Origin of the sequence: Janthinobacterium sp. SUN033 (assembly GCF_030397595.1) — a bacterium.
GTDB lineage: Bacteria > Pseudomonadota > Gammaproteobacteria > Burkholderiales > Burkholderiaceae_D > Janthinobacterium > Janthinobacterium kumbetense.
In genome coordinates this window covers 1,010,356-1,031,314 of record NZ_JAPQNV010000001.1, presented here as the reverse complement: position 1 = coordinate 1,031,314, position 20,959 = coordinate 1,010,356, and the positions used below count along the sequence as shown (strand labels likewise).

Here is a 20,959-nt window from a genome sequence, read left to right as displayed (position 1 = left end):
GCGCGGCGCCCTACTTCACCCGCTGCTTTTCCAGCTTGCGCGCCAAGGTGCGCCGGTGCATGCCCAGCCGGCGTGCCGTTTCCGAGATATTGAAATCCGTCTCGGCCAGCATTTCGTGGATGCGTTCCCATTCCAGGGTCTTGATGTTGGTGGCGCGGTTCGTCAGTTCGATGTCGGCGTTGCCGGCCACGTGGCCGAAGGCCGCTTCGATGTCGTCCGTGTTCGACGGTTTCGCCAGGTACTGGCAGGCGCCCAGCTTGATGGCTTCGACGGCCGTGCCGATGCTGGCGTAACCGGTGAGCACGACGATCAGCATCTCCGGGTCGTGCTGGTGCAGCATCTGCACGCAAGCCAGGCCGGAGGTATTGCCATTGAGTTTTAAATCGACGACGGCGTAGTCGGGGCAATGCTGCTCGAGCAAGGCGCTCGCCTCGTCGAAATTGGTGGCCAGGATGACCTGGTAGCCGCGCCGTTCGAACGAGCGGCCCAGGGTGCGGGCAAACGCGGCGTCGTCTTCCACGATCAGTAACAGACGGTCATCCTGCATGGTGGTCGCTTTCTCTTTCCAGTTTGATGGCCGCCAGCGGCAAGGCCAGGTGCACCACCGCCCCGCCCTGCACCCTGTTGCGCGCCGTCACCGTACCGCCCAAGGTACGCGCAACATTCACCACGAGGAACAGGCCGAGGCCGCCGCCGGGCTTGCCCTTGCTGCTTTGATACGGTTTGCCCAGGTGCGTCAGCATCGACGGCTCGAAGCCGGGACCCGCATCGGTAATGACCAGGTGCAAGGCATCCGCTTCGCGCGTCGCTTCGAAGCGCAGCCAGTCGGGCGACGCTTCCAGCGCATTGTCGAGCACATTGCAGATGGTTTGTTTCAGGGTCGAATCGAAGACGACGGGCACGTCGTGCTCGATGCGGTTATCGTACTCGAAATCCTGGATCGGGCGGCTCGTGCGCCACTCGTCGACCAGGTCGTTGAGGAAGGTGTTGATCGTCGTTTTCACGGACGATTCGCCGCGCGCTTCACCCGCCGACAGCAAGATGCCGCTGACGATGCTCTTGCAGCGCTGCAATTGCGCCTGCATTTCCGTGATTTCTTCCAGCAATTCGCTGTTCTTGCTCAATTCCGGCATGCGGCGCCAGTCGCCGAGGATGACAGACAGGGTTGCCAGCGGCGTGCCCAGCTCGTGCGCGGCGCCCGAAGCCAGCAAGCCCATGCGGATGATGTGCTCTTCTTCCGCCGCGCGCTGTCGCAAGTCGGCCACCTTGGCGTCGCCGGCGCGCTGGTTGCGGTTGATGCGCGTAATAAACACCACCAGCAAGGCGGCGTTCAAAATAAAACAGATCAGCAAGCCTTGCACGTACAGGCTGGAAAAGCCCCGTTCCGGGTCGATCGGCAGGATCAAGGGGCCGGGCAACAAGGCCAGGCCCGCCAGGCACAGACTGGTGATGGCCACCATGATCCACGTCGACCACACTTCCAGCAGGACGGCGCTGAGGATGACTTGCAATAAGTACAGGAAGGCAAACGGGTTGCTGATGCCGCCGCTCAGGTAGAGCTGGGCCGTCAGCACGGTGACGTCGACCAGCAGAGCGAGGAACAGGGCCGTGTTGGACACGGGCTGGCGTTCGTGCCAGCGCAGCAGGCTGGCTAAATTAAAAGCGATGAGGCAGGACAGCACTTCGAGCATGTAGGGCACGGGCAAGGCGATGCCCAGTCCCACGCCCACGCCAAAGATCGTGCTGATCTGGCCGATCACGGCCAGCCAGCGCAGCTGGATCAGCAGCTTCATGTTCTGGTGGCCGGCCGGATGTTCCATCTCGGCCGCCACCGCACCGCGTTCTAATACCTCGCGGTTGGGCAGGATCTCAATCCTGCCCGGCATGGTCGCTTTCTTGCGATAGATCAAGGTGCTGTTGGGACAAGCTGGCCTTGCGCGCGCGGCGACGTTTGTCTTCGCGCACGATCCACCAGCTGATACCGGCTACCATCAAGGCCAGGGTGAACCATGTCAAGGCGTACACGAGGTGGCTGTTGTGGAAGGAAATCACGGTCAGCCCGCCGACGGGAGCGTCGGCAGCCGTTTCCGACTTTGCCTTCGCATCAACGAAGTATGGCGCCACGTTGGTCAGCATGTGCGAGGCGCCGATGGCGGCCACGTCGCGCGAATACCAGTGCTGCGTGGCAGGACTATTTTCGCGCAGGAAACCGCCGCCCGTCTCGCTGACGCGCAGCAAACCGTCCACGTGGACGATGCCGGCCGGCGTGCCGGCGGCGATGCCTTCGCGTTTCGGCACGAAGCCGCGGTTGATCAGCACGGTGCTGCCATCGGCCAGGCGCAAGGGCGTCACCAGCCAGTAACCGCTGCCCAGTGCCGTCGTTGCTTGCACCAGGGTATTGAAAATGGGGAGATACGTACCGGAGAGTCGCACATGGCGGTATTCATCCGTTTGCTGCGTGACACTGGCCCAGGCTGCGGGTCCAGGCGCGTCCGTTGCGGGCGCATGTACGCGTTGTTCGACGCGCTCGATCAGGTCAAGCTTCCAGAACAGGCGCTTGACTTGCCAGGTGCCCAGGGCACAGAAACCGGCAAATAAGATCCCCGCCAGCAAGGCCAGTGCAATTTTTGAATAATGCACAGCCATGCCGCGTGGGCCTGGCGCGGCATCTTGCGATGCGGCGCCAGGGGCGCGCCCGGTGTTGCTTGGGCGCGTATTACTCATCATGGAGCCGTTTTCGTATGCATGTACTCAGGCATCAGATCCGGCATCATGTTGTGGTTCATGTGGTACATGACCCACAGGGAACCGGCCATGGCAATACCCACGATCATGATGGTGAAGATCAGCGCCATCATGTTCCAGCCGCCTTCGGACTTGGTGTTCATGTGCAGGAAGTACACCATGTGTACCACCACTTGAACGGCCGCGAACGCCAGCAGGACCAGGCCCATGGTGCCCGAGTTGGTGATGGCTTTCGTCATCACCAGCCAGAAAGGAATGGCCGTCAGGATCACCGACAGGATGAAGCCGATGGTATAGCTTTTCAGGCTGCCATGATCGTGATCGTCATGGTGGTGGCTATCGCCGTGTGTGTGGTGGTCGCTCATGGCAGCACTCCCATCAGGTAGACAAAGGTGAAGACGCCGATCCAGATGACGTCCAGGAAATGCCAGAACAGCGACAGGCACATCATGCGACGGCCGTTTTCCGGGGTCAGACCATGCTTGTTCAACTGGAACATCAAAGTCACGAGCCAGATCACGCCGAACGTCACGTGCAAGCCGTGGGTACCGACCAGGGCGAAGAACGACGACAGGAACGCGCTGCGCTGCGGACCGGCGCCTTCGTGGATCAGATGAATGAATTCATACATTTCCAGCGACAGGAAGGCCAGGCCGAACAGGCCCGTGATGCCCAGCCAGACCAGGGTGCTGCGCAATTGCTTGCGCTGCATGGTCAGCATGGCGAAGCCGTAGGTGATCGACGACAACAGCAGCATGGCCGTGTTGACGGCCACCAGCGGCAGGTCGAACAGCGCGGCGCCCGTCGGGCCGTCCGCGTAGCTGCGGCCGACCACGGCATACGTGGCGAACAGACAGGCGAAGATCAGGCAATCGCTCATCAGGTAGAGCCAGAAACCCAGCAAGCTGCCGTTTTCCGGGTGGTGCTCGCGCACAAAGTAGCTGCGCGTGCTTGGTGCGGCGCCAGCGGCGCCGGTGTTATGGGCGATGGTATCAGACATGGCTGCTCAGCAATTTAGTATAAGCGTCTTCGGTACGGACCACTTCTTCCGCAGGAATGTAGTAATCGCGCTTGTAGTTAAAGGTATGGACGATGATGGTGACCATCATGATCACGAAGCCAACGCTGGCGACGAGCCACATTTGCCAGATCAGGCCAAAACCGACCAGTGCGGACAGTGCGGCGATCACGAAACCAGCCCAGGTGTTCTTCGGCATGTGGATCTTCGTGAAACCGGACGTCGGACGCTGGTAACCGTGTTTCTTCATGTCAGTCCATGCATCGAGTTCATGCACTTGCGGCGTGAAGGCGAAATTATAGTCTGGCGGTGGCGACGACGTCGACCATTCCAGCGTACGGCCGCCCCATGGGTCGCCGGTCACGTCGCGCAGGGCGTGACGGTTGCGGTAGCTGACGAAGAACTGGATCAGCATGGACGCGATGCCCAGTGCGATCGAGACGGCGCCAAACCAGGCGATGATGGTCCAGATTTGCAGCGATGGATCTTCAAAGTGGTTGACACGACGGGTCACGCCCATCAGGCCCAGCACGTACAGCGGCATGAAGGCCAGGTAGAAGCCGACGAACCAGAACCAGAACGAGCACTTGCCCCAGAACGCGTCGAGCTTGTAACCGAAGGCTTTCGGATACCAGTAGTTGATCGCCGCGAATACACCGAAGACCACGCCGCCGATAATCACGTTATGGAAGTGGGCGATCAGGAACAGGCTGTTGTGCAGCACGAAGTCCGCTGGTGGTACGGCCAGCAATACGCCGGTCATGCCGCCGATGGTGAAGGTGACCATGAAGCCGATCGTCCACAGCATAGGCAGTTCGAAGCGGATACGGCCGCGGTACATGGTAAACAGCCAGTTGAAGATCTTCGCGCCCGTCGGGATCGAGATGATCATCGTCGTGATGCCGAAGAAGGAGTTGACGCTGGCGCCCGAACCCATGGTGAAGAAGTGATGCAGCCATACCAGGTACGACAGGATCATGATGACGCAGGTGGCGTACACCATCGAAGCGTAGCCGAACAGGCGCTTGCTGCTGAAGGTGGCAACGACTTCCGAGAACACGCCGAACAGCGGCAGGATCAGGATGTAGACCTCTGGGTGACCCCAGATCCAGATCAGGTTGACGTACATCATGGCGTTGCCGCCCAGTTCCGTCGTGAAGAAGTTAAAGCCTGCAACGCGGTCCAGCGACAGCATGGCCAATACAGCCGTCAGCACCGGGAAGGCGGCGACGATCAGGATGTTGGTGCACAGTGCGGTCCAGGTGAAGACCGGCATTTTCATCCAGGTCATGCCTGGTGCGCGCATCTTGACGATGGTGGCGATCAGGTTGACACCGGACAATAGCGTCCCGACCCCGGCAATCTGCAAGGACCATATGTAATAGTCTACCCCCACGTCCGGACTGCCGACGATGCCCGACAGCGGTGGATACGCCAGCCAGCCCGTGCGGGCGAATTCGCCGACGAACAGCGAAGCCATGACCAGGGCGGCGCCCATGGTGGTCATCCAGAAGCTGAAGTTGTTAAGGAAAGGGAAAGCCACGTCGCGCGCGCCGATTTGCAGCGGCACCACGTAGTTCATCAGACCCGTCACGAAAGGCATCGCGACGAAGAAGATCATGATCACGCCGTGGGCGGTGAAGATCTGGTCGTAGTGATGCGGTGGCAGGAAGCCGGCATTGTCGCCAAAGGCGATTGCCTGCTGGGTGCGCATCATGAGCGCGTCGGCAAAGCCGCGCAGCAGCATGACCAGGCCCAGGATCATGTACATGATACCGATTTTTTTATGGTCGATACTGGTGATCCAGTCGCGCCACAGGGTACCCCAGACGCGGAAATACGTCAGTGCCGCAACGAGTGCGATACCGCCCAGGGCGACCATTGCAAAGGTCGCCAGCAGGATAGGTTCGTGAAATGGAATTGCATCCCAAGTCAGACGGCCGAATATAAGCTTCGTCAGATCAATATGGTCTAGCATTGTTACTCTCAGAGAAAAAAGGGAGGCGCCAGGCAAGCGGCGCCAGTATCTGCAGCGCAATGCGCTGCGGGATTCATGCAGTCGTTACTTGGCTTGAACGCCCTTTTCAACTACTGCATCGCTAGCGACTACTGCCGTTACGGCCGCTACCGGGCTATTTGCCATCGTCAATTTGTATGGCTCGACCGGCGTCACGCACAGAGCGTCGGAAACGATGGTGCGGTTCAGAATTGCCTTGTACAGATCGCTAGGTACGGCGCTGTAGCGGCGGACCGGGTCGCGTTCGCTAGGCTGGGCCAGCGACAGGTAGTCGTCGCGGTTCAGCGCGCCGCCACCGGCACGTGCCGATTCCACCCATTTGTCGAAGTCCGCATCATTCACGCCGTGGAACTTGAAGCGCATGCCCGAGAAACCGGCACCGCTGTAGTTGGCGGAAAAGCCCTTGTAGACGCCAGGCTTGTTGATGACGGCATTCAACTGCGTTTCCATGCCAGGCATGGCGTAGATCTGACCTGCCAGTGCGGGGATGAAGAACGAGTTCATGACGGACGACGCGGTGATCTTGAAGCGGATCGGACGATCGACTGGCGCGTACAGTTCATTCACGGAAGCGATGCCTTGTTCCGGGTAGATGAACAGCCATTTCCAGTCCAGCGCCACGACTTCGACGATCATCGGCTTGTGGCTGGCAGGAATCGGACGGTTGGCGTCGATACGGCTCAGCGGACGATAAGGATCGAGGGTGTGGGTGCTGATCCAGGTCAGCAGGCCCAGCACGATGATGATCAGCAGGGGCGCGCCCCAGATGATCAGCTCGAGGCGAGTCGAGTGGTCCCAGTCCGGCTCGTATTTGGCCGCGGTGTTGTTTTTTCTATAGCGCCATGCGAAAAGCAGGGTCAGGGCGATTACCGGAACGATAATCAACAGCATCAGCAATGTCGAGATGACAATCAGATTGCCTTGCTGAACTGCGATGTCTCCGGACGGATTCAGTACCACCGTATTGCAACCAGCCAACAATGCGAGAGGTAAAAGAAGCAGTCCGCGACGAACTTTTAATGAAAACATACAGGAAAATCCAGTACAGGGGATGAAGATATGGTACTGTATTCTCACTGGAGCGCGTTGGCAATTGGACGTTTTGTCCTACCCCTTGCTCGGATTTTCACTCGGTAGTTGCGGAGTTTTCCTACAGCTATCTATTGAATAGTCCTACTCCGGGCGTGAGACACCCGGGGTATGTTACGCGTTGGCCGAACTCGAAACTATATTGGAGACGATCATCATGTCCAGCACGCGCATACACAGCGGGGATGTACCCGCCGACTTTTCCCCTCACTCCCTGCGCGACGCAAGCGGGGCCGGCACGGTCGAATCGCATATCGACCCCGGTGAGATCGCCGTCGGCGTGATCATCGGCCGCGCTTCCGAATACTTCGACTTCTTTGTCTACGCCATCGCCTCGGTGCTGGTGTTTCCGCGCGTCTTCTTCCCGTTTGAAGAGCGCCTGGAAGGGACTTTATATGCCTTCCTGATTTTCTCGTTCGCCTTCATCGCCCGTCCGTTCGGCACCGTGATCTTCATGGAGATCCAGCGCCGCATGGGGCGCAGCGCCAAGCTGACCTTCGCCCTCTTCCTGCTGGGCGTGTCGACGGCCGGCATCGCCTTCCTGCCGACGTATTCCCACCTGGGCTTTGCCGCCATCATCTGGCTGTCCGTGCTGCGCATCGGCCAGGGCGTGGCCTTGGGCGGTTCGTGGGATGGCTTGCCCTCGCTGCTGGCCCTGAACGCGCCGGAAAACAAGCGGGGATGGTACGCCATGCTGGGCCAGCTGGGCGCGCCCGCCGGCTTCCTGATCGCCGCCGGCCTGTTCTGGTTCATGCTGACCACCCTGACGGATGAAGACTTCCTCGATTGGGGCTGGCGCTATCCGTTCTATGTGGCCTTCGCCATCAACGTGGTCGCCCTGTTTGCCCGTCTGCGCCTGGTGTCGACGAATGAATATGCGCGCCTGCTCGACGAACGCGAACTGCAGCCCGTGAGCGTGTTTGAAATGAGCCGCGGCCAGGGCCGCAACGTGCTGATCGGCGCCCTCGCCGCGCTGGCCAGCTATGCCCTGTTCCACCTAGTGACCGTGTTCCCGCTGTCGTGGATTTCCGTCTACCAGACCCGCTCCGCGCCGGACTTCCTGCAAATCCAGATGCTGGGCGCCGTGCTGGCCGCCGTCGGCGTGGTGATTTCCGGCTTGCTGGCCGATAAAGTGGGCCGCCGCACCACCCTGGGCGTGCTGGCCGTGCTGATCGCCATCTTCAGCGCCTTCGTGCCGACCCTGATGGGTGGCGGCAATACGGGCCAGGACGTGTTCATCCTCGTTGGCTTCAGCCTGCTGGGCTTGTCCTATGGCCAGGCAGCCGGCGCCGTGACGGCCAACTTCCCTGCCCGCTTCCGCTATACGGGCGCGGCCCTGACGTCCGACCTGGCCTGGCTGGTCGGCGCCGGCTTCGCTCCGCTGGTGGCGCTGGGCCTGTCAGCCAACTTCGGCCTCGCCTACGTCAGCTTCTACCTGCTGTCGGGCGCCGTCGCCTCGCTGGCCGCCCTGAGCCTGAACCGGGCACTGGAAATCCGCGACTGACATATATATAGTGTGCAGCGCGCACAGCACTGAAAAACGCCGGCTCCGTCCGGCGTTTTTTTCATCCCCGCGCCAGCTTGACGCCACGCTTCCTGGCCACGCTTACTGTATCGCCAGTTGCCGCCCGCCCGTGCCCTCCTTCTTCGGCAAGTCCAGCAGCAGCACCCCATTTTCATAACGGGCCTGTGCACCGGCCTCGTCCACCTCATGCTGCAGCACGAAGCTGCGGTATTGCTGGCCGTACTCGCGTTCGCTGCGCACGACCTTGCCGCCGCCGTCGCGCGTCACCCTTTCATTCTTGAGTTCGGCGCTGATGGAGACGCGGTTGCCATCGATGGACACCTGGATATCGTCTTTATTCACGCCTGGAATGTCCGCCTGCAACTGATAGGCTTGTTCGGTTTCGGCAATGTCGACGCGCATGCGCCCATTGCCCACGTCGCGTACATGCAAGGCGGGCGCGAAAAAGTCGCGCATGAATTCTTCCATGTCGCTGAAGGGGTCGAAACGTCCCAGCGGGTGCTGCGGATCGCGGTGGATCAAATGATTGGCCATGATGTCCTCCTGCATGGGCTGGCTTGCACACGGCGGCCGCCCGCAAGGACGCCGCCACCTCCTGCATCTTAGGATGACAACAGCCAATCTCTTTGATCTGCCTCAATCGAGGCCAGCTTGATTTTCCCGCCACTTTGATCTGTGCGTTGCCGCGCTTTGCACGGGCGTGCGAGTCGGCAATTGGGCGCAAGACTGTTATGCTAGCGCACGCCATACTTGACCACCAGAAAACTTGCATTTCAATTAAAATTAATTCTTTCGCGACAGCCTTACACGGACATGATGAATACCAAGACCCCGATCGATTCCTTCAGCTTTCGCCGCATCCTCGCCCGCAACGTCACCTTGCCGTTGGTCATCGGGGTCATCACGGCCCTCGTGTTCGTCGCCCTGATCGCCTACCTGCTGTCGGCCCTGCGCTCGGTCGAGCATTCCGAACGGGTGATCGGCAATGCGAACGAGGTCATGAAATTGTCCGTCGACCTGGAAACGGGCATGCGCGGCTACTTGCTGACGGGCGACGAAACGTTTTTGGCGCCATATAAATCAGGCAAGGCAAAGATCGCCGTCGAAATGAACACGCTGCTGGAACTGGTGTCCGACAGTCCCATCCAGGTCGACCGGCTGCGCCGCATCCGCGCGCTGCAAGGCCAGTGGCTCGATTATGCCGAAGGCGTGATCGCCCAGCGCCGCAGCAACCAGGAATTCCTCGCGCGCGTGCGCCAGGGCGAAGGCAAGCTGGAATTTGACGAAATCCGCCGCGAATTCCTCGCCTTCCTGTCCATGGAGCAGCGGCTGCGCCAGGAACGGGCCGATACGGCCGAAAGCCGCACCATGCTGGCCGTCGTGGTCTTCCTTATCCTCAGCCTGGGATTGTCGGGCTTGCTCGCCTACCTGGGACGGCGCGAGCTGCTGCGCCTGTCCGACATCTACAACGATGCGCTCGAGCAGCGCGGCAAGGATAACGACGTGCTGCAGGAGCAGGCGTGGCTGCGCACGGGGCAGACGGAATTGGCGGCCCACACGAGCGGCCAGCTGGGCTTGCCGCAACTGGGACGGCACGTGCTGGACTTCCTGGCCCACCGCCTTGACGTGGCCGTCGCCACCTTGTACGTCGTCGACGAGGATGGCAGCCTGCGCCGCACAGCCGTGTACGGCTTCAGCGACCAGGGCGTCAAGGACAAGCCCGTCTTCAAGCTGGGCGAAGGCCTGGTGGGCGAGACGGCGCGCGAAAAACGCCTCAAGCATGTGCAGCAGGTGCCCGAGAATTACCTGACCGTGACGTCGAGCCTGGGCCACGGCACGCCGCTGGAACTGGTCTTGACGCCCGTCAATAACGAAGGCGTCGTCAACGGCGTCATCGAACTGGGCTTCACGCATCCCGTCAGTGCCCGCGCCAAGGAATGGCTGAACCTGATTGCCGCGAATGTCGGCACGTCGCTGGAAGCGGCCCTGTACCGCCAGCGCCTGCAAAATGTGCTGGAAGAAACCCAGCAATTGAATGAAGAACTGGAAGTACAGCAGGAAGAATTGCGCACGGCCAATGAAGAACTGGGCGAGCAGTCGCGCGTGCTGGAACAGTCGCAAGCCCACCTGGAAGAGCAAAAGGCGGCACTGGAACAGTCGAACGAGCAGCTGGCCGTGCAGGCGCTGTCGCTGGACCAGAAAAACATGGCCATCGGCGAAGCCCATGCACAGCTGGAAGCGCGCGCCGAAGAGCTGCAGCGGGCCAGCCGCTATAAATCCGAATTCCTGGCGAACATGTCGCACGAACTGCGCACGCCGTTGAACAGTTCGCTCATCCTGTCGAAGCTGCTGTCGGACAATACCAGCGGCAACCTGACGCCGGAGCAAGTGACGTTTGCGCAAACCATATATTCGGCCGGCAACGATTTGTTGACCCTCATCAACGATATCCTCGACATTTCCAAGGTCGAGGCGGGCAAGCTGGAATTGACGCCGGAAGCCGTGCCCTTCGACGAGCTGCTCAGCAGCATGAAGATGCTGTTCGGCGCCCAGGCGCAGCAAAAGAAACTCGTTTTAGACGTCAAGGTGGCGCCGGACGCCCCGCCATCGTTCGTCAGCGACCGCCAGCGCCTCGAGCAAATCCTGAAAAACCTGTTGTCGAACGCCATCAAGTTTACCGATACGGGCAGCGTGTCGCTGCACGTGAGCACCGCTGCGGCCGGCCAGGTGCGTTTCCAGGTGCAGGATACGGGCATCGGCATCGCCGGCGACCAGCAGCACAAGATTTTCGACGCCTTCCACCAGGCCGACGGCACCACCAGCCGCCGCTACGGCGGCACGGGCCTGGGCCTGTCGATTTCGCGCGACCTGGCAGCCTTGCTCGGTGGCAGCATCGAGCTGGCCAGCACCCACGGCCAGGGCAGCACGTTCACCCTCGTGCTGCCGGCCGTCATGCCGGAACGCGCGGCGGAAGCGGTCACCGTGCCCGCCGCCGCGCCGCAGGCGCCCGCCAGAATCGCGGCCGCCGCGCCCAAGGCGGCGCCTGCCGCCAAGCCCGTGCCGCTGCCCACCTTCGAGGATGACAGGAATAGCGTGCCCGCAGCCAAGACGGGCCAGCGTTCCGTGCTGGTGATCGAGGATGAGCCGTCGTTTGCCGGCATCCTGTTCGACCTCGCGCATGAAATGCAATACCGCTGCCTGGTGGCGCACGGCGCCGACGAAGGCTTGCGCCTGGCGCAAGAATTCCTGCCCGACGCCATCCTGCTCGACATGGGCTTGCCGGATCGCCCGGGCTTGCTGGTCTTGCAGCAACTCAAGGAAAACCCGCTGACGCGCCACATTCCCGTGCACATCGTCTCCGGCAACGACCAGATGCAGGAAGCCATGCAATTGGGCGCCATCGGCTACGCCACCAAGCCGCGCACGCGCGAGCAGCTGAAGGAAGTGTTCCGCAAGCTCGAATCGAAGTTCACGCAACAGATGAAGCGCATCCTGCTGGTCGAGGACGACGAACGCCAGCGCGAAAGCGTGGTGCACCTGATCAGCGACGACGACGTGGAAATCACGGCCGTGGCCTTGGGCGAACAGGCGCTGGAATTGCTGAAAACACAGATTTTCGACTGCATGATCATCGACTTGAAACTGCCCGATATCCAGGGCAACGAATTGCTCGAACGCATGGAACATGAAGAGCTGTGCTCGTTCCCGCCCGTCATCGTCTACACGGGCCGCAACCTGAGCCGCGAAGAAGAAGCGGACCTGATGAAGTATTCGCGCTCCATCATCATCAAGGGCGCCCGCTCGCCCGAACGCCTGCTGGACGAAGTCACCCTCTTCCTGCACAAGGTGGAGTCGGAACTGTCGAGCGAGCGCCAGGGCATGCTGCAGCAGGTGCGCAGCCGCGAGCGCGTGTTTGAAGGGCGCAAGATTTTGCTGGTGGACGACGACGTGCGCAATATCTTTGCCCTGACGAATGCGCTGGAACAGAAAGGCGTGGTGGTGGAAATCGGCCGCAACGGCTTCGAAGCCATCAGCAAGCTCAACAGCGTGGACGATATCGACCTCGTGTTGATGGATGTCATGATGCCGGGCATGGATGGCCTGGAAGCGACGCGGCTGATCCGCGCCGATGGCCGCTACAACAAGCTGCCCATCATTGCCATCACGGCCAAGGCCATGAAGAATGACCAGGAAGAATGCCTGCAGGCGGGCGCGTCAGATTACCTGGCCAAGCCGATCGACCTGGACCGTTTGTATTCGCTGCTGCGCGTGTGGATGCCGAAGATGGAACGCATGTGATGATGCGCCATGCCCGGGAGCGGCGCTGATGTCCCAGCGCACCACGGACGCGCAACTGCAGGCGCTGATGGACGCGATCTATCAGCGCTACAGCTATGACTTCCGCGACTACTCTTTACCCTCGCAGCGGCGGCGCCTGCATCAGGCACTCGAACGCCTGCATTGCGCCGACTTGCCCGCCTTGCAGCAACTGGTGCTGGACGATGCCGCCGCCTTTGGCAAGCTGCTGCAGATTTTGACCGTGCCCGTCACGCAAATGTTCCGCGACCCGGCGTTTTTCCGCGCCTTGCGCGAACAGGTGGTGCCCGTGCTGAAAACCTACCCGTCGCCGACCATCTGGGTGGCCGGCTGCTGCACGGGCGAGGAAGCGCTGTCGCTGGCCATCCTGCTGCACGAGGAAGGCTTGCTCGAACGCAGCACGATTTACGCCACGGACATCAATCCGCAAGCGCTGGCCACGGCCGCGCGCGGCGTGTATCCGCTGCACCGGCTCGATGAGTACGGCGCCAACTACCTGGCCGCGGGCGGCCTGGGCCAGCTGGCCGACTATTACACGGCCGAGCACGCCACGGCGCGCTTCCAGCAGCGATTGCTCGACAGGATCAACTTTGCCGACCACAGCCTGTCCACGGACAGTGTTTTTATTGAAACGCAATTGATTTGCTGCCGTAACGTACTGATTTACTTCAACAAAACCTTGCAGGAACGGGCCCTGGGCCTGTTCCACGACTCGCTGTGCCACCGGGGTTTCCTGGGCCTGGGCAGCAAGGAAAGCACGCATTTCACCCGCTTTGCCGCCGAATTCGAGCCATTGCCGGGTCCCGAAAAGCTCTACCGCAAGCGTGCGCCGTCGCACGCCGCTTCCCACTACGCTGGACGGCAAAGCCATGCCAGGAATGAAACATGATGAATGAAACAAGCACCAAACTGCTGATCGTCGACGACTTGCCGGAAAATTTGCGCGCGCTAAATGCGCTGATACGCGAGAGCGACCGCAGCGTCTACCAGGCATCCTCGGGCGAAGAAGCGCTGGCCCTGCTGCTGGAACACGATTTCGCGCTGGCCATCCTCGACGTGCAAATGCCGGAAATGGATGGCTTTGAGCTGGCGCAATTGATGCGCGGCACGGAAAAGACGCGCCACATCCCCATCGTCTTCGTCACGGCGGCCGGCAAGGAAATGAATTTCGCCTTCCAGGGCTATGAAAGCGGCGCCGTCGATTTCCTGCACAAGCCGCTCGACATCAATGCCGTGCAAAGCAAGGTCAATGTCTTCGTTGCCCTGCACCAGCAGCGCAGCGAAACGCGGCGCCAGGTGCAGGCGCTCGAGCACAGCCGCCAGCAGCAGGAAGCGCTGCTGAAGGAATTGCGCGCCACCCAGGCGGAACTGCAGCGCTCGCTACGGCTGCGCGACGAATTCATGTCCATGGTGGCGCACGAACTGCGCACGCCGCTGAACACGCTGTTCCTGGAAACGCAGATGCGCACCGTCAACCTGGAACGGGGCAACCTGGCCGCCTTCGAACCGGAAAAACTGGGCAAGATGGTGGCGCGCGACGGGCGGCAAATCCGCAGCATGGTGCGCCTGATCGACGACATGCTCGACGTGTCGCGCATCACCAGCGGCAAGCTGTCGATCCGCCGCGAAGCCGTCGACCTGACCAGCCTGGTGCGCCGCGTGGCGGACGACCTGGTCCCGTATGCGGCGGCCGCCGGCAGCGTGCTGGAAGTGCTGGCCTTCGAACCCATCCAGGGTTACTGGGACGCCTTCCGCGTCGAGCAGATCGTTGTCAACCTGATCAGCAATGCCGTGCGCTACGGCCAGGGCCAGCCCGTGGAAATCAGCCTGGCGCACACGCAGAACAGCGCCGTCATCGAAGTGCGCGACCATGGCATCGGCATCAATGCGCGCGACCAGGAACGCATCTTCGACGCCTTCGAGCGCGTCATCCACCAGGACCGCACGGGCGGCCTGGGCCTGGGCCTGTTCATCACCAAGCAGCTGGTCGACGCGCACGGCGGTGCCATCACCCTGCAAAGCCAGCCCGGCAATGGCGCCCTGTTCAGCGTCACCCTGCCGCTGGCCGGCAGCTGAGGCCCGCATGAGCAGCACTCCTGCCACCAGCAGCCAGGCCGGCGCCAGCGGCGTGGCCTTTCTGCTGCAACTGGAACGCCGGCTGCGCCTGCTGCAAGACACGGGCGAGATCCTCGCCCTGTCGGCCCAGCTGCTGGGCCAGCGCCTGGGCGCCCAGCAAGTGGCGTGTTTCGATATTGACCAGGTCCTGCAGTGCCCCACCCTGCAGCATGCGTGGAGCGACGGCCTGGCGCCGGGCGCCGCCGGCGAATATTTCCTCGGCGATTGCGCGGCAGGCTTGGCCGAGGCGCTTGCCGCGGGCCAGGCGCTGGCCGTCAGCGACGTGATGAATGACCCGCGCACAGCCCAGCCCGCCGCGCAAGCCACGTTTGCGCGCCTGGGCATCCGCGCCTTCCTGAACATTCCCATTGCCAAGGATGGCCAGCTGGCGGCCCTGTTCGTCGTTCACAGCCGCGCGGCCCGCCTGTGGCATGCGGACGAGATCGAACTGGCCGTGCAAGTGTCGGAGCGGGTCTGGTCGACCATTTTGCGGGCCCAGGCGGAAGCGCGCTTGCGCGCCCTCAGTGCCAGCATGGAAACGCAGGTGGCCGAGCGCACGCGCGAGTTCGGCCGCACCTGGAACGTGAGCCCCGATTTGCTGGGCGTGCTCAACCTCGACGGCTATTTCGAACATTCGAACCCCGCCTGGCAAGCCACCCTGGGCTGGTCGGCGGAGGAAATCCGCACGACGAAATTCCTCGAACTGATCCATCCCGAAGACTTGCCGCGCACCCATGCGGCCTGGGATGCGGCCAACCAGGGCCAGCCCGCCTTGCGCTTCGAAAACCGCTACCGCCACAAGCTGGGCGGCTGGCACTGGCTGTCGTGGGTGGCCGTGCCCGAAGGCGACAAGGTGTATTGCAGCGCGCGCGACATCACCGTGGAAAAGAAGCTGGAAGCGGACCTGGCCGCGCGCAACAGCGAGCGCGAGCGGCTATGGCGCAGCGCGCAAGACTTGATGGTGGCCATCGATGCCGAAGGCTGCTTTGCCGCCGTCAACCCGGCCGCCGGTGCCATCCTGGGCTGGTTGCCCGAGGAAATGCTGGGCCGCAGCATCTTCGACTTCGTGCTGCCCGAGGATGCCGCCGCCACGCGCCAGGCCTTGCTGCAAGTGGGCAAGGAATCCATGCCCAGCTTTGAAAACCGCTACCGGCACCGCGACGGCGGCCACCGCTGGCTGTCGTGGGTGGCCGCAATCGAAGGCGACCTGGTGTTTGCCACCGGACGCCACGTCACCCTGGAAAAGGAAGCGCAGAATACCTTGCGCCGCATGCAGGAGTCGTTGCGCCACAGCGAAATGGCCCTGCTGCAATCGCAAAAGCTCGAAGCGCTGGGCAAGCTGACGGGCGGCGTGGCCCACGACTTCAATAACGTGCTGCAAATTATCTCGGGCAATTTGCAATTGCTGCAGCTGGGCCTGGATAACGACCCGCTGGCCGCCAAGCGCATCGCCAGCGCCTCGGCCGCCGTGGAACGGGGCGCCAAGCTGTCGGCCCAGTTGCTGGCCTTTGCGCGGCGTCAACCGTTGAAACCGCTGGTGACGGACCTGGCGCAGCTGCTGCGCGCGACGGAAGAGCTGCTGCGGCGCGCCACCGGCGAAACCATCGAGACGCGTTTGCTGCTGGCCGACGACTGCTGGCGCGCCCTGGTCGATCCGCACCAGCTGGAAAACGTCATTCTCAACCTGGCCATCAATGCGCGCGACGCCATGGAAGGCGAGGGCCAGCTGACCATCGAACTCAGCAACAGCGTGCTGGGCAGCGACTATGCGGCGCGCCATGCGGACGTGGCGCCCGGCGACTACGTGCAGCTGGCCGTCTCCGACACGGGCACGGGCATTCCCGCGGAACTGCTGGACAAGATTTTCGAACCGTTCTTCACGACCAAGAAAGAAGGCGAAGGCACGGGCCTGGGTTTGAGCATGGCGTACGGCTTCCTGCGCCAGAGCGGCGGCCACCTGACGGTGGACAGTATGCCGGGCCACGGCAGCACCTTCCGCATCTACCTGCCGCGCTCGCTCGAAGCGGAAACGGAACTGCCGCTGCAGCTGGGCGGACCCGTGCTGGGCGGCAAGGAAACCATCCTCGTGGTGGAAGACGACGTGCAGGTGCAGACGACGGTGGTGGACATGCTGCGCGGCCTCGGCTACGTCGTGCTGCGCGCCAGCGACGGCGAAAGCGCGCTGGCCATCATCGGCAGCGGCGTGCCCATCGACCTGCTGTTTACGGACGTGGTGATGCCAGGCAAGGTGGCCAGCACGGCGCTGGCGCGCCAGGCCCGTGTGCTGCTGCCGCAGCTGGCCGTGCTGTTTACCTCGGGCTACACGCAGGACGCCATCATGCAGGGCGGGCGGCTGGAACCGGGCGTCGAATTGTTGAGCAAGCCATACCGGCGCGAAGACCTGGCGCGGCGCATCCGCCACTTGCTGGCGAATGGCCGCCACGTGACGGCCCTGCACCAGTACCGCGCGCAGCTGGCGCCGCAGCCTGCGCCGCCGCTGCCGGCAGGCCGCCATATCCTTCTGGTGGAAGACAATGCGGACGCGCGCGCCATGACGGGCGACCTGCTGTCCATGCTGGGGCACACGGTACTGGCCGTGGGCACGGCCGAGGAAGCCTTGCCCCTGCTGGACACGCCGGGGCTGGACCTGCTGCTGACCGATATCAGCCTGCCGCGGATGTCGGGCGCCGAGCTGGCCGAACTGGCGGCGCGCGAGCATCCCCGGCTGGAAGTGGTGTTTTCCACGGGCCACGCGCCGGCCAATTCCGGCGTGCTGGACCCGCAAGCGCGCTTCCTGGTGAAACCATTTACCGTCGAGCAATTGCAGCAAGCCTTGCTGCCGACAGGCTAGTAAACGTCGAGCCGGCGCGCCTTCAATGCGCCGGCCAGCTCTTCCAGGCCAAACGGCTTGCGCAGGAAGCGCGCGCTGGCGTCCTGCATCAGGCTGGCACCCCAATCGTGCCCGGAAGCAAATACCACATCCAGCTGCGGCCAATGCGCGCGCGCATGGCGCGCCAGTTCCAGGCCGGACATGGTGGGCAGGCTGATGTCCGTCACCAGCACGTCCAGACCAGGCAAAGCCAGCAGGGGCAAGGCTTCCTCGGCGCTGGACACGCCGTGCACGGTGTGGCCCAGCATATTGAGCATTTCCGTCGTCATTTCGCGCGCATCGTCATTGTCTTCCACCAGCAGGATGCGCCGCCCGGACGGGTCCGGTGCGCCGACCAGGCGGCGGTCGGCCAGCACGTGGCGGATGCGCCGCGCCAGGTCTTCGCGCTGATACGGTTTGCTCAACAATTCAACACCCGGATCCAGCCGCCCGCCCTGCATGATGGCATTGTGCGTATAGCCCGAAGTAAACAAGACGGCCAGTTCCGGCAGCAGCAGCCTCGCCTGCTGCGCCAGTTCCTTGCTGCTGACGGGCCCCGGCATGACGACGTCCGTAAACAGCAGGTCGATGGCCACGCCCGTGCCCAGCAGGGCCAGGGCCGAGGCGCCGTCATCCGCATGCAGCACGTCGTAACCGAGGCCGCGCAGCATGTCGACCACCGTATGTTGCACTGGAGCATCGTCTTCCACCACGAGGATGGTCTCGCTGCCGCCCAGCACGGGGCCCGTCAGGCCCGGCGGCGGCTCGGCCAGCGTTTCCAGCGAACGGGGCAGATAAATCTTGAACGTCGTGCCGGCGCCCGGCGCGCTGTGCACCTTGATGTGGCCCGCGCTCTGGCGGATGAAGCCGTAGGCCATGGACAGGCCCAGGCCCGTGCCCTCGCCTTCGCGCTTGGTGGTGAAGAAGGGCTCGAAAATCTGGTCGATCACGTCGCGCGCCATGCCGTGGCCCGTGTCGGTGATGGTCAGCAGCACGTATTGCCCTTCCAGCACGTCGGCATGCCGGCTGGCGTAGTCCGCATCGAGCGTGACGTTGCTCAAGGTAAAAGTGAGGCGCCCGCCCTTGTCCATCGCGTCGCGCGCATTGATGGCCATGTTCAGCAGCACGTTTTCCATCTGGTTCGGGTCGACCAGGGTATGCCACAAGCCTTCGCTGATGAAGGTTTCCTCGGCAATCGCTTCGCCCAGGGCACGGCGGATCAGCTCATGCATGCGGCGCAGCAAGCGCCCCAGGTCCGTCACCAGCGGCCGCAACGGTTGACGCCGCGCAAAGGCCAGCAGTTGCGACGACAGCTTGGCGCCCCGCTCGACGGCCGAGGCGGCCGAAGCGAGGCGCCTGGCCGCCTGCGGATTGTCGGCCACGGTCAGTTTCAGCAACTGCAAATTGCCCGAGATAATCTGCAGCACGTTATTGAAATCGTGGGCCACGCCGCCCGTCAGCTTGCCGATCGATTCCAGCTTCTGTGCCTGCAATAAAGCTTGCTCGCTGCGCACCAGTGCCAGCCGCGCCTCCTTCTCGTCCGTGACGTCGCGGCCGATGGCGTGGATCAGCTTTTGCGCCGGCACGGCCGTCCAGGAAATCCAGCGGTAGCCGCCATCGCGGCGCCGGTAGCGGTTTTCCATGCGCAAGGTGGGCGCGCCGTGGGCCAGGCGCGACAAGTCCTTCAAGGCCGCCATGCGGTCGTCGGGATGCACGAGGCTGATGAAATCCATGCCCAGCGACTCGATTTCCGGCCGGTCGAGGATCTTGCTCCAGGCGGGATTGACGGCGATGATCATGCCGGCCAGGTCCGCCACCAGCATGATATCGGTCGACAGCCGCCACATGCGGTCGCGGTCGGCCGTGCGGTTGGCCATTTCCACTTCCAGCGAGGAATTCAGGTAAGCCATCTTTTCCAGCACGTTCTTCTGTTCCTGCACGTCCGTATTCGTGCCCACCCAGCGCAGCACCGTGCCCGCCTCGTCGAACAGGGGCAAGGCGCGCGCCAGGAACCAGCGGTAGGCGCCGTCGCTGGCGCGGCGCATGCGGAATTCGTGTTCGTAGGCGCTGGCGGTGGCGACGGCCCGTTCCCAGCTCTTTTGCGTGGCCTGCACGTCGTCCGGATGCACGCAGTGGCGAAAACCGCTGGTGACGAGCGACTTCAGCGACTGTCCCGTGTATTCGCAGACCTGCTCGTTGACCCAGTAGGTAGCGCCGCTGCCATGCGCCAGCCAGGCCTGGTTGGGCATGGTGGAAGCGAGCGAACGGAACTGCGCTTCGCTGTCGAGCAAGGCGTTGCGCGCCTGCCAGTGTTCGTCGATATCCTCGCACGAGCCATACCATTTCGCGGGCTGGCCGCGCTCGTCTTGCCGGCAATAGGCGCGCGAGTGCATCCAGCGGTAGCGGCCGTCTTGCCGGCGCACGCGCATTTCCTGGTCGAAAGGCTGGCCGCTGCCCACGGCTTCGCTCCAGGCCGCCAGGGAATGGGGCACGTCCTCGGGGTGGATGGCGTCCAGCCAGCTGGTGCCCAGGCCGCTGCTGCCCGTCCATTCGCGCCAGCGCTGCGCCACATAATCGAGCTTGCCGTCGACGTCGGCCGTCCACAGCACTTGCGTGTTCAGTTCTATGGCGTAATGAAAATGTTCGCGGCTGTCGTGCAGCGATTGTTCCAGCTGGCCCCGCTCAATGACATGCGCGGCCACGCGCGCGGCCAGCGCCAGCAATTCGGTCTCGGGTTGCGTGGGATGGCATGGCGCCTGGAAAAACAGGCCCAGCACGCCCAGGATATGTCCCTTGGCGCCAAAGACGGGGGCGACCCAGCAGGCGCGGTAGCCGTGCAGCATGGCTTCCTTGCGTCCGGCACTCCAGTTCACGTCACGCGTGATGTCGCCGCAATACACGGGCGCGCCGGAAAAGGCCGCCGTGCCGAACGGGGATGGCTGGTCGCCGCCGTGGCGCAGGGCCAGGCACAGGTCTTGCGGCAGGCTGGGCGCGGACAGGCCGCAAAAGCGGTCGGCTTCGTCGATGAGCACGAGGCAGGCATGCGCGCCGCCCTCGGCCAGGTCTTGCAGCGCCAGCAACAAATGCTCCAATGCATGAGCCAGGTCGGCACCGGCCGCGATGCTGCCCAGCGCAGTATGCTCGGCGTCCAGCAAGGAAAGAATGTTGTTTGCGTGCACCGTGTCGATAAGGGGAAAACTGATGCCCGAAATATACCATGGGGCACCCCTCTTGCAGGAGGAAAACAGCTCAGCGCTTGATCTC

General features: G+C 62.8%; 14 protein-coding genes. 5 read left to right on the top strand and 9 right to left on the bottom strand.

Going from position 1 to position 20,959, the window contains the following annotated elements:
• Positions 1–10 precede the first annotated feature (10 nt).
• The 7 genes from OX460_RS04805 to cyoA form a co-directional block, all read right to left on the bottom strand.
• A complete protein-coding gene (locus OX460_RS04805; protein WP_034788474.1) occupies positions 11–547 on the bottom strand; it encodes a response regulator transcription factor in 537 nt (178 codons plus the stop codon).
• Complete coding sequence (locus OX460_RS04800; protein ID WP_099667925.1) at positions 537–1,886, bottom strand: ATP-binding protein; 1,350 nt, start codon at positions 1,884–1,886, stop codon at positions 537–539. Before OX460_RS04800 ends, OX460_RS04805 begins: the two co-directional genes overlap by 11 nt.
• Complete coding sequence (locus OX460_RS04795; RefSeq protein WP_289897857.1) at positions 1,870–2,646, bottom strand: SURF1 family protein; 777 nt, start codon at positions 2,644–2,646, stop codon at positions 1,870–1,872. Before OX460_RS04795 ends, OX460_RS04800 begins: the two co-directional genes overlap by 17 nt.
• 77 nt (positions 2,647–2,723) lie before the next feature.
• Positions 2,724–3,110, bottom strand: coding sequence for a cytochrome o ubiquinol oxidase subunit IV (gene cyoD / locus OX460_RS04790; RefSeq protein ID WP_099667923.1), 387 nt, complete (start codon positions 3,108–3,110; stop codon positions 2,724–2,726).
• Entirely contained in the window at positions 3,107–3,745 is a 639-nt protein-coding gene (gene cyoC, locus OX460_RS04785; protein ID WP_086144570.1) for a cytochrome o ubiquinol oxidase subunit III, read from the bottom strand. Before cyoC ends, cyoD begins: the two co-directional genes overlap by 4 nt.
• Entirely contained in the window at positions 3,738–5,741 is a 2,004-nt protein-coding gene (gene cyoB / locus OX460_RS04780) for a cytochrome o ubiquinol oxidase subunit I (RefSeq protein WP_289897856.1), read from the bottom strand. The genes cyoC and cyoB overlap by 8 nt, the downstream gene beginning before the upstream one ends.
• Positions 5,742–5,825: 84 nt before the next feature.
• Positions 5,826–6,809: a ubiquinol oxidase subunit II gene (gene cyoA, locus OX460_RS04775; RefSeq protein ID WP_251348654.1), complete on the bottom strand. Its 984-nt coding sequence runs from the start codon at positions 6,807–6,809 to the stop codon at positions 5,826–5,828.
• 217 nt (positions 6,810–7,026) lie between these two features.
• On the opposite strand from cyoA, the gene OX460_RS04770 reads away from it, so the two are divergent.
• Entirely contained in the window at positions 7,027–8,373 is a 1,347-nt protein-coding gene (locus OX460_RS04770) for an MFS transporter (RefSeq protein ID WP_099667920.1), read from the top strand.
• Positions 8,374–8,475: 102 nt separating this feature from the next.
• Here OX460_RS04770 and OX460_RS04765 read toward each other — a convergent pair whose 3' ends face one another.
• Positions 8,476–8,928 (bottom strand): Hsp20/alpha crystallin family protein, encoded by a 453-nt coding sequence (locus OX460_RS04765; protein WP_099668519.1) that lies wholly within the window; start codon positions 8,926–8,928, stop codon positions 8,476–8,478.
• A gap of 282 nt (positions 8,929–9,210) precedes the next feature.
• Between OX460_RS04765 and OX460_RS04760 the strand changes: the two genes are divergently transcribed.
• Genes OX460_RS04760 through OX460_RS04745 form a run of 4 tightly spaced genes read left to right on the top strand, consistent with a single transcriptional unit; the run spans position 9,211 to position 17,677 of the window.
• Positions 9,211–12,693 carry a response regulator gene (locus OX460_RS04760; protein ID WP_289897855.1) on the top strand — a complete coding sequence of 1,161 codons (3,483 nt, stop codon included), beginning with the start codon at positions 9,211–9,213 and terminating at the stop codon, positions 12,691–12,693.
• 28 nt (positions 12,694–12,721) lie between these two features.
• Positions 12,722–13,600: a CheR family methyltransferase gene (locus OX460_RS04755; protein WP_289897854.1), complete on the top strand. Its 879-nt coding sequence runs from the start codon at positions 12,722–12,724 to the stop codon at positions 13,598–13,600.
• Entirely contained in the window at positions 13,597–14,787 is a 1,191-nt protein-coding gene (locus OX460_RS04750) for a hybrid sensor histidine kinase/response regulator (RefSeq protein ID WP_251348651.1), read from the top strand. Before OX460_RS04755 ends, OX460_RS04750 begins: the two co-directional genes overlap by 4 nt.
• A gap of 7 nt (positions 14,788–14,794) precedes the next feature.
• Positions 14,795–17,677 carry a PAS domain S-box protein gene (locus OX460_RS04745; protein ID WP_289897853.1) on the top strand — a complete coding sequence of 961 codons (2,883 nt, stop codon included), beginning with the start codon at positions 14,795–14,797 and terminating at the stop codon, positions 17,675–17,677.
• Here the strand turns inward: OX460_RS04745 and OX460_RS04740 are convergent.
• Positions 17,674–20,874, bottom strand: a complete 3,201-nt coding sequence (locus OX460_RS04740) for a PAS domain-containing protein (RefSeq protein WP_251348649.1) — start codon at positions 20,872–20,874, stop codon at positions 17,674–17,676. The genes OX460_RS04745 and OX460_RS04740 overlap by 4 nt on opposite strands.
• Between the last annotated feature and the right edge of the window lie 85 nt (positions 20,875–20,959).

Coding starts and splice junctions, on each gene's coding strand:
- OX460_RS04750 (WP_251348651.1), top strand. CDS start 13,597: ATGATGAATGAAACAAGCACCAAACTGCTGATCGTCGACGACTTGCCG.
- OX460_RS04755 (WP_289897854.1), top strand. CDS start 12,722: ATGTCCCAGCGCACCACGGACGCGCAACTGCAGGCGCTGATGGACGCG.
- cyoC (WP_086144570.1), bottom strand. CDS start 3,745: ATGTCTGATACCATCGCCCATAACACCGGCGCCGCTGGCGCCGCACCA.
- OX460_RS04760 (WP_289897855.1), top strand. CDS start 9,211: ATGAATACCAAGACCCCGATCGATTCCTTCAGCTTTCGCCGCATCCTC.
- OX460_RS04770 (WP_099667920.1), top strand. CDS start 7,027: ATGTCCAGCACGCGCATACACAGCGGGGATGTACCCGCCGACTTTTCC.
- cyoB (WP_289897856.1), bottom strand. CDS start 5,741: ATGCTAGACCATATTGATCTGACGAAGCTTATATTCGGCCGTCTGACT.
- cyoD (WP_099667923.1), bottom strand. CDS start 3,110: ATGAGCGACCACCACACACACGGCGATAGCCACCACCATGACGATCAC.
- OX460_RS04800 (WP_099667925.1), bottom strand. CDS start 1,886: ATGCCGGGCAGGATTGAGATCCTGCCCAACCGCGAGGTATTAGAACGC.
- cyoA (WP_251348654.1), bottom strand. CDS start 6,809: ATGTTTTCATTAAAAGTTCGTCGCGGACTGCTTCTTTTACCTCTCGCA.
- OX460_RS04795 (WP_289897857.1), bottom strand. CDS start 2,646: ATGGCTGTGCATTATTCAAAAATTGCACTGGCCTTGCTGGCGGGGATC.
- OX460_RS04805 (WP_034788474.1), bottom strand. CDS start 547: ATGCAGGATGACCGTCTGTTACTGATCGTGGAAGACGACGCCGCGTTT.
- OX460_RS04765 (WP_099668519.1), bottom strand. CDS start 8,928: ATGGCCAATCATTTGATCCACCGCGATCCGCAGCACCCGCTGGGACGT.
- OX460_RS04745 (WP_289897853.1), top strand. CDS start 14,795: ATGAGCAGCACTCCTGCCACCAGCAGCCAGGCCGGCGCCAGCGGCGTG.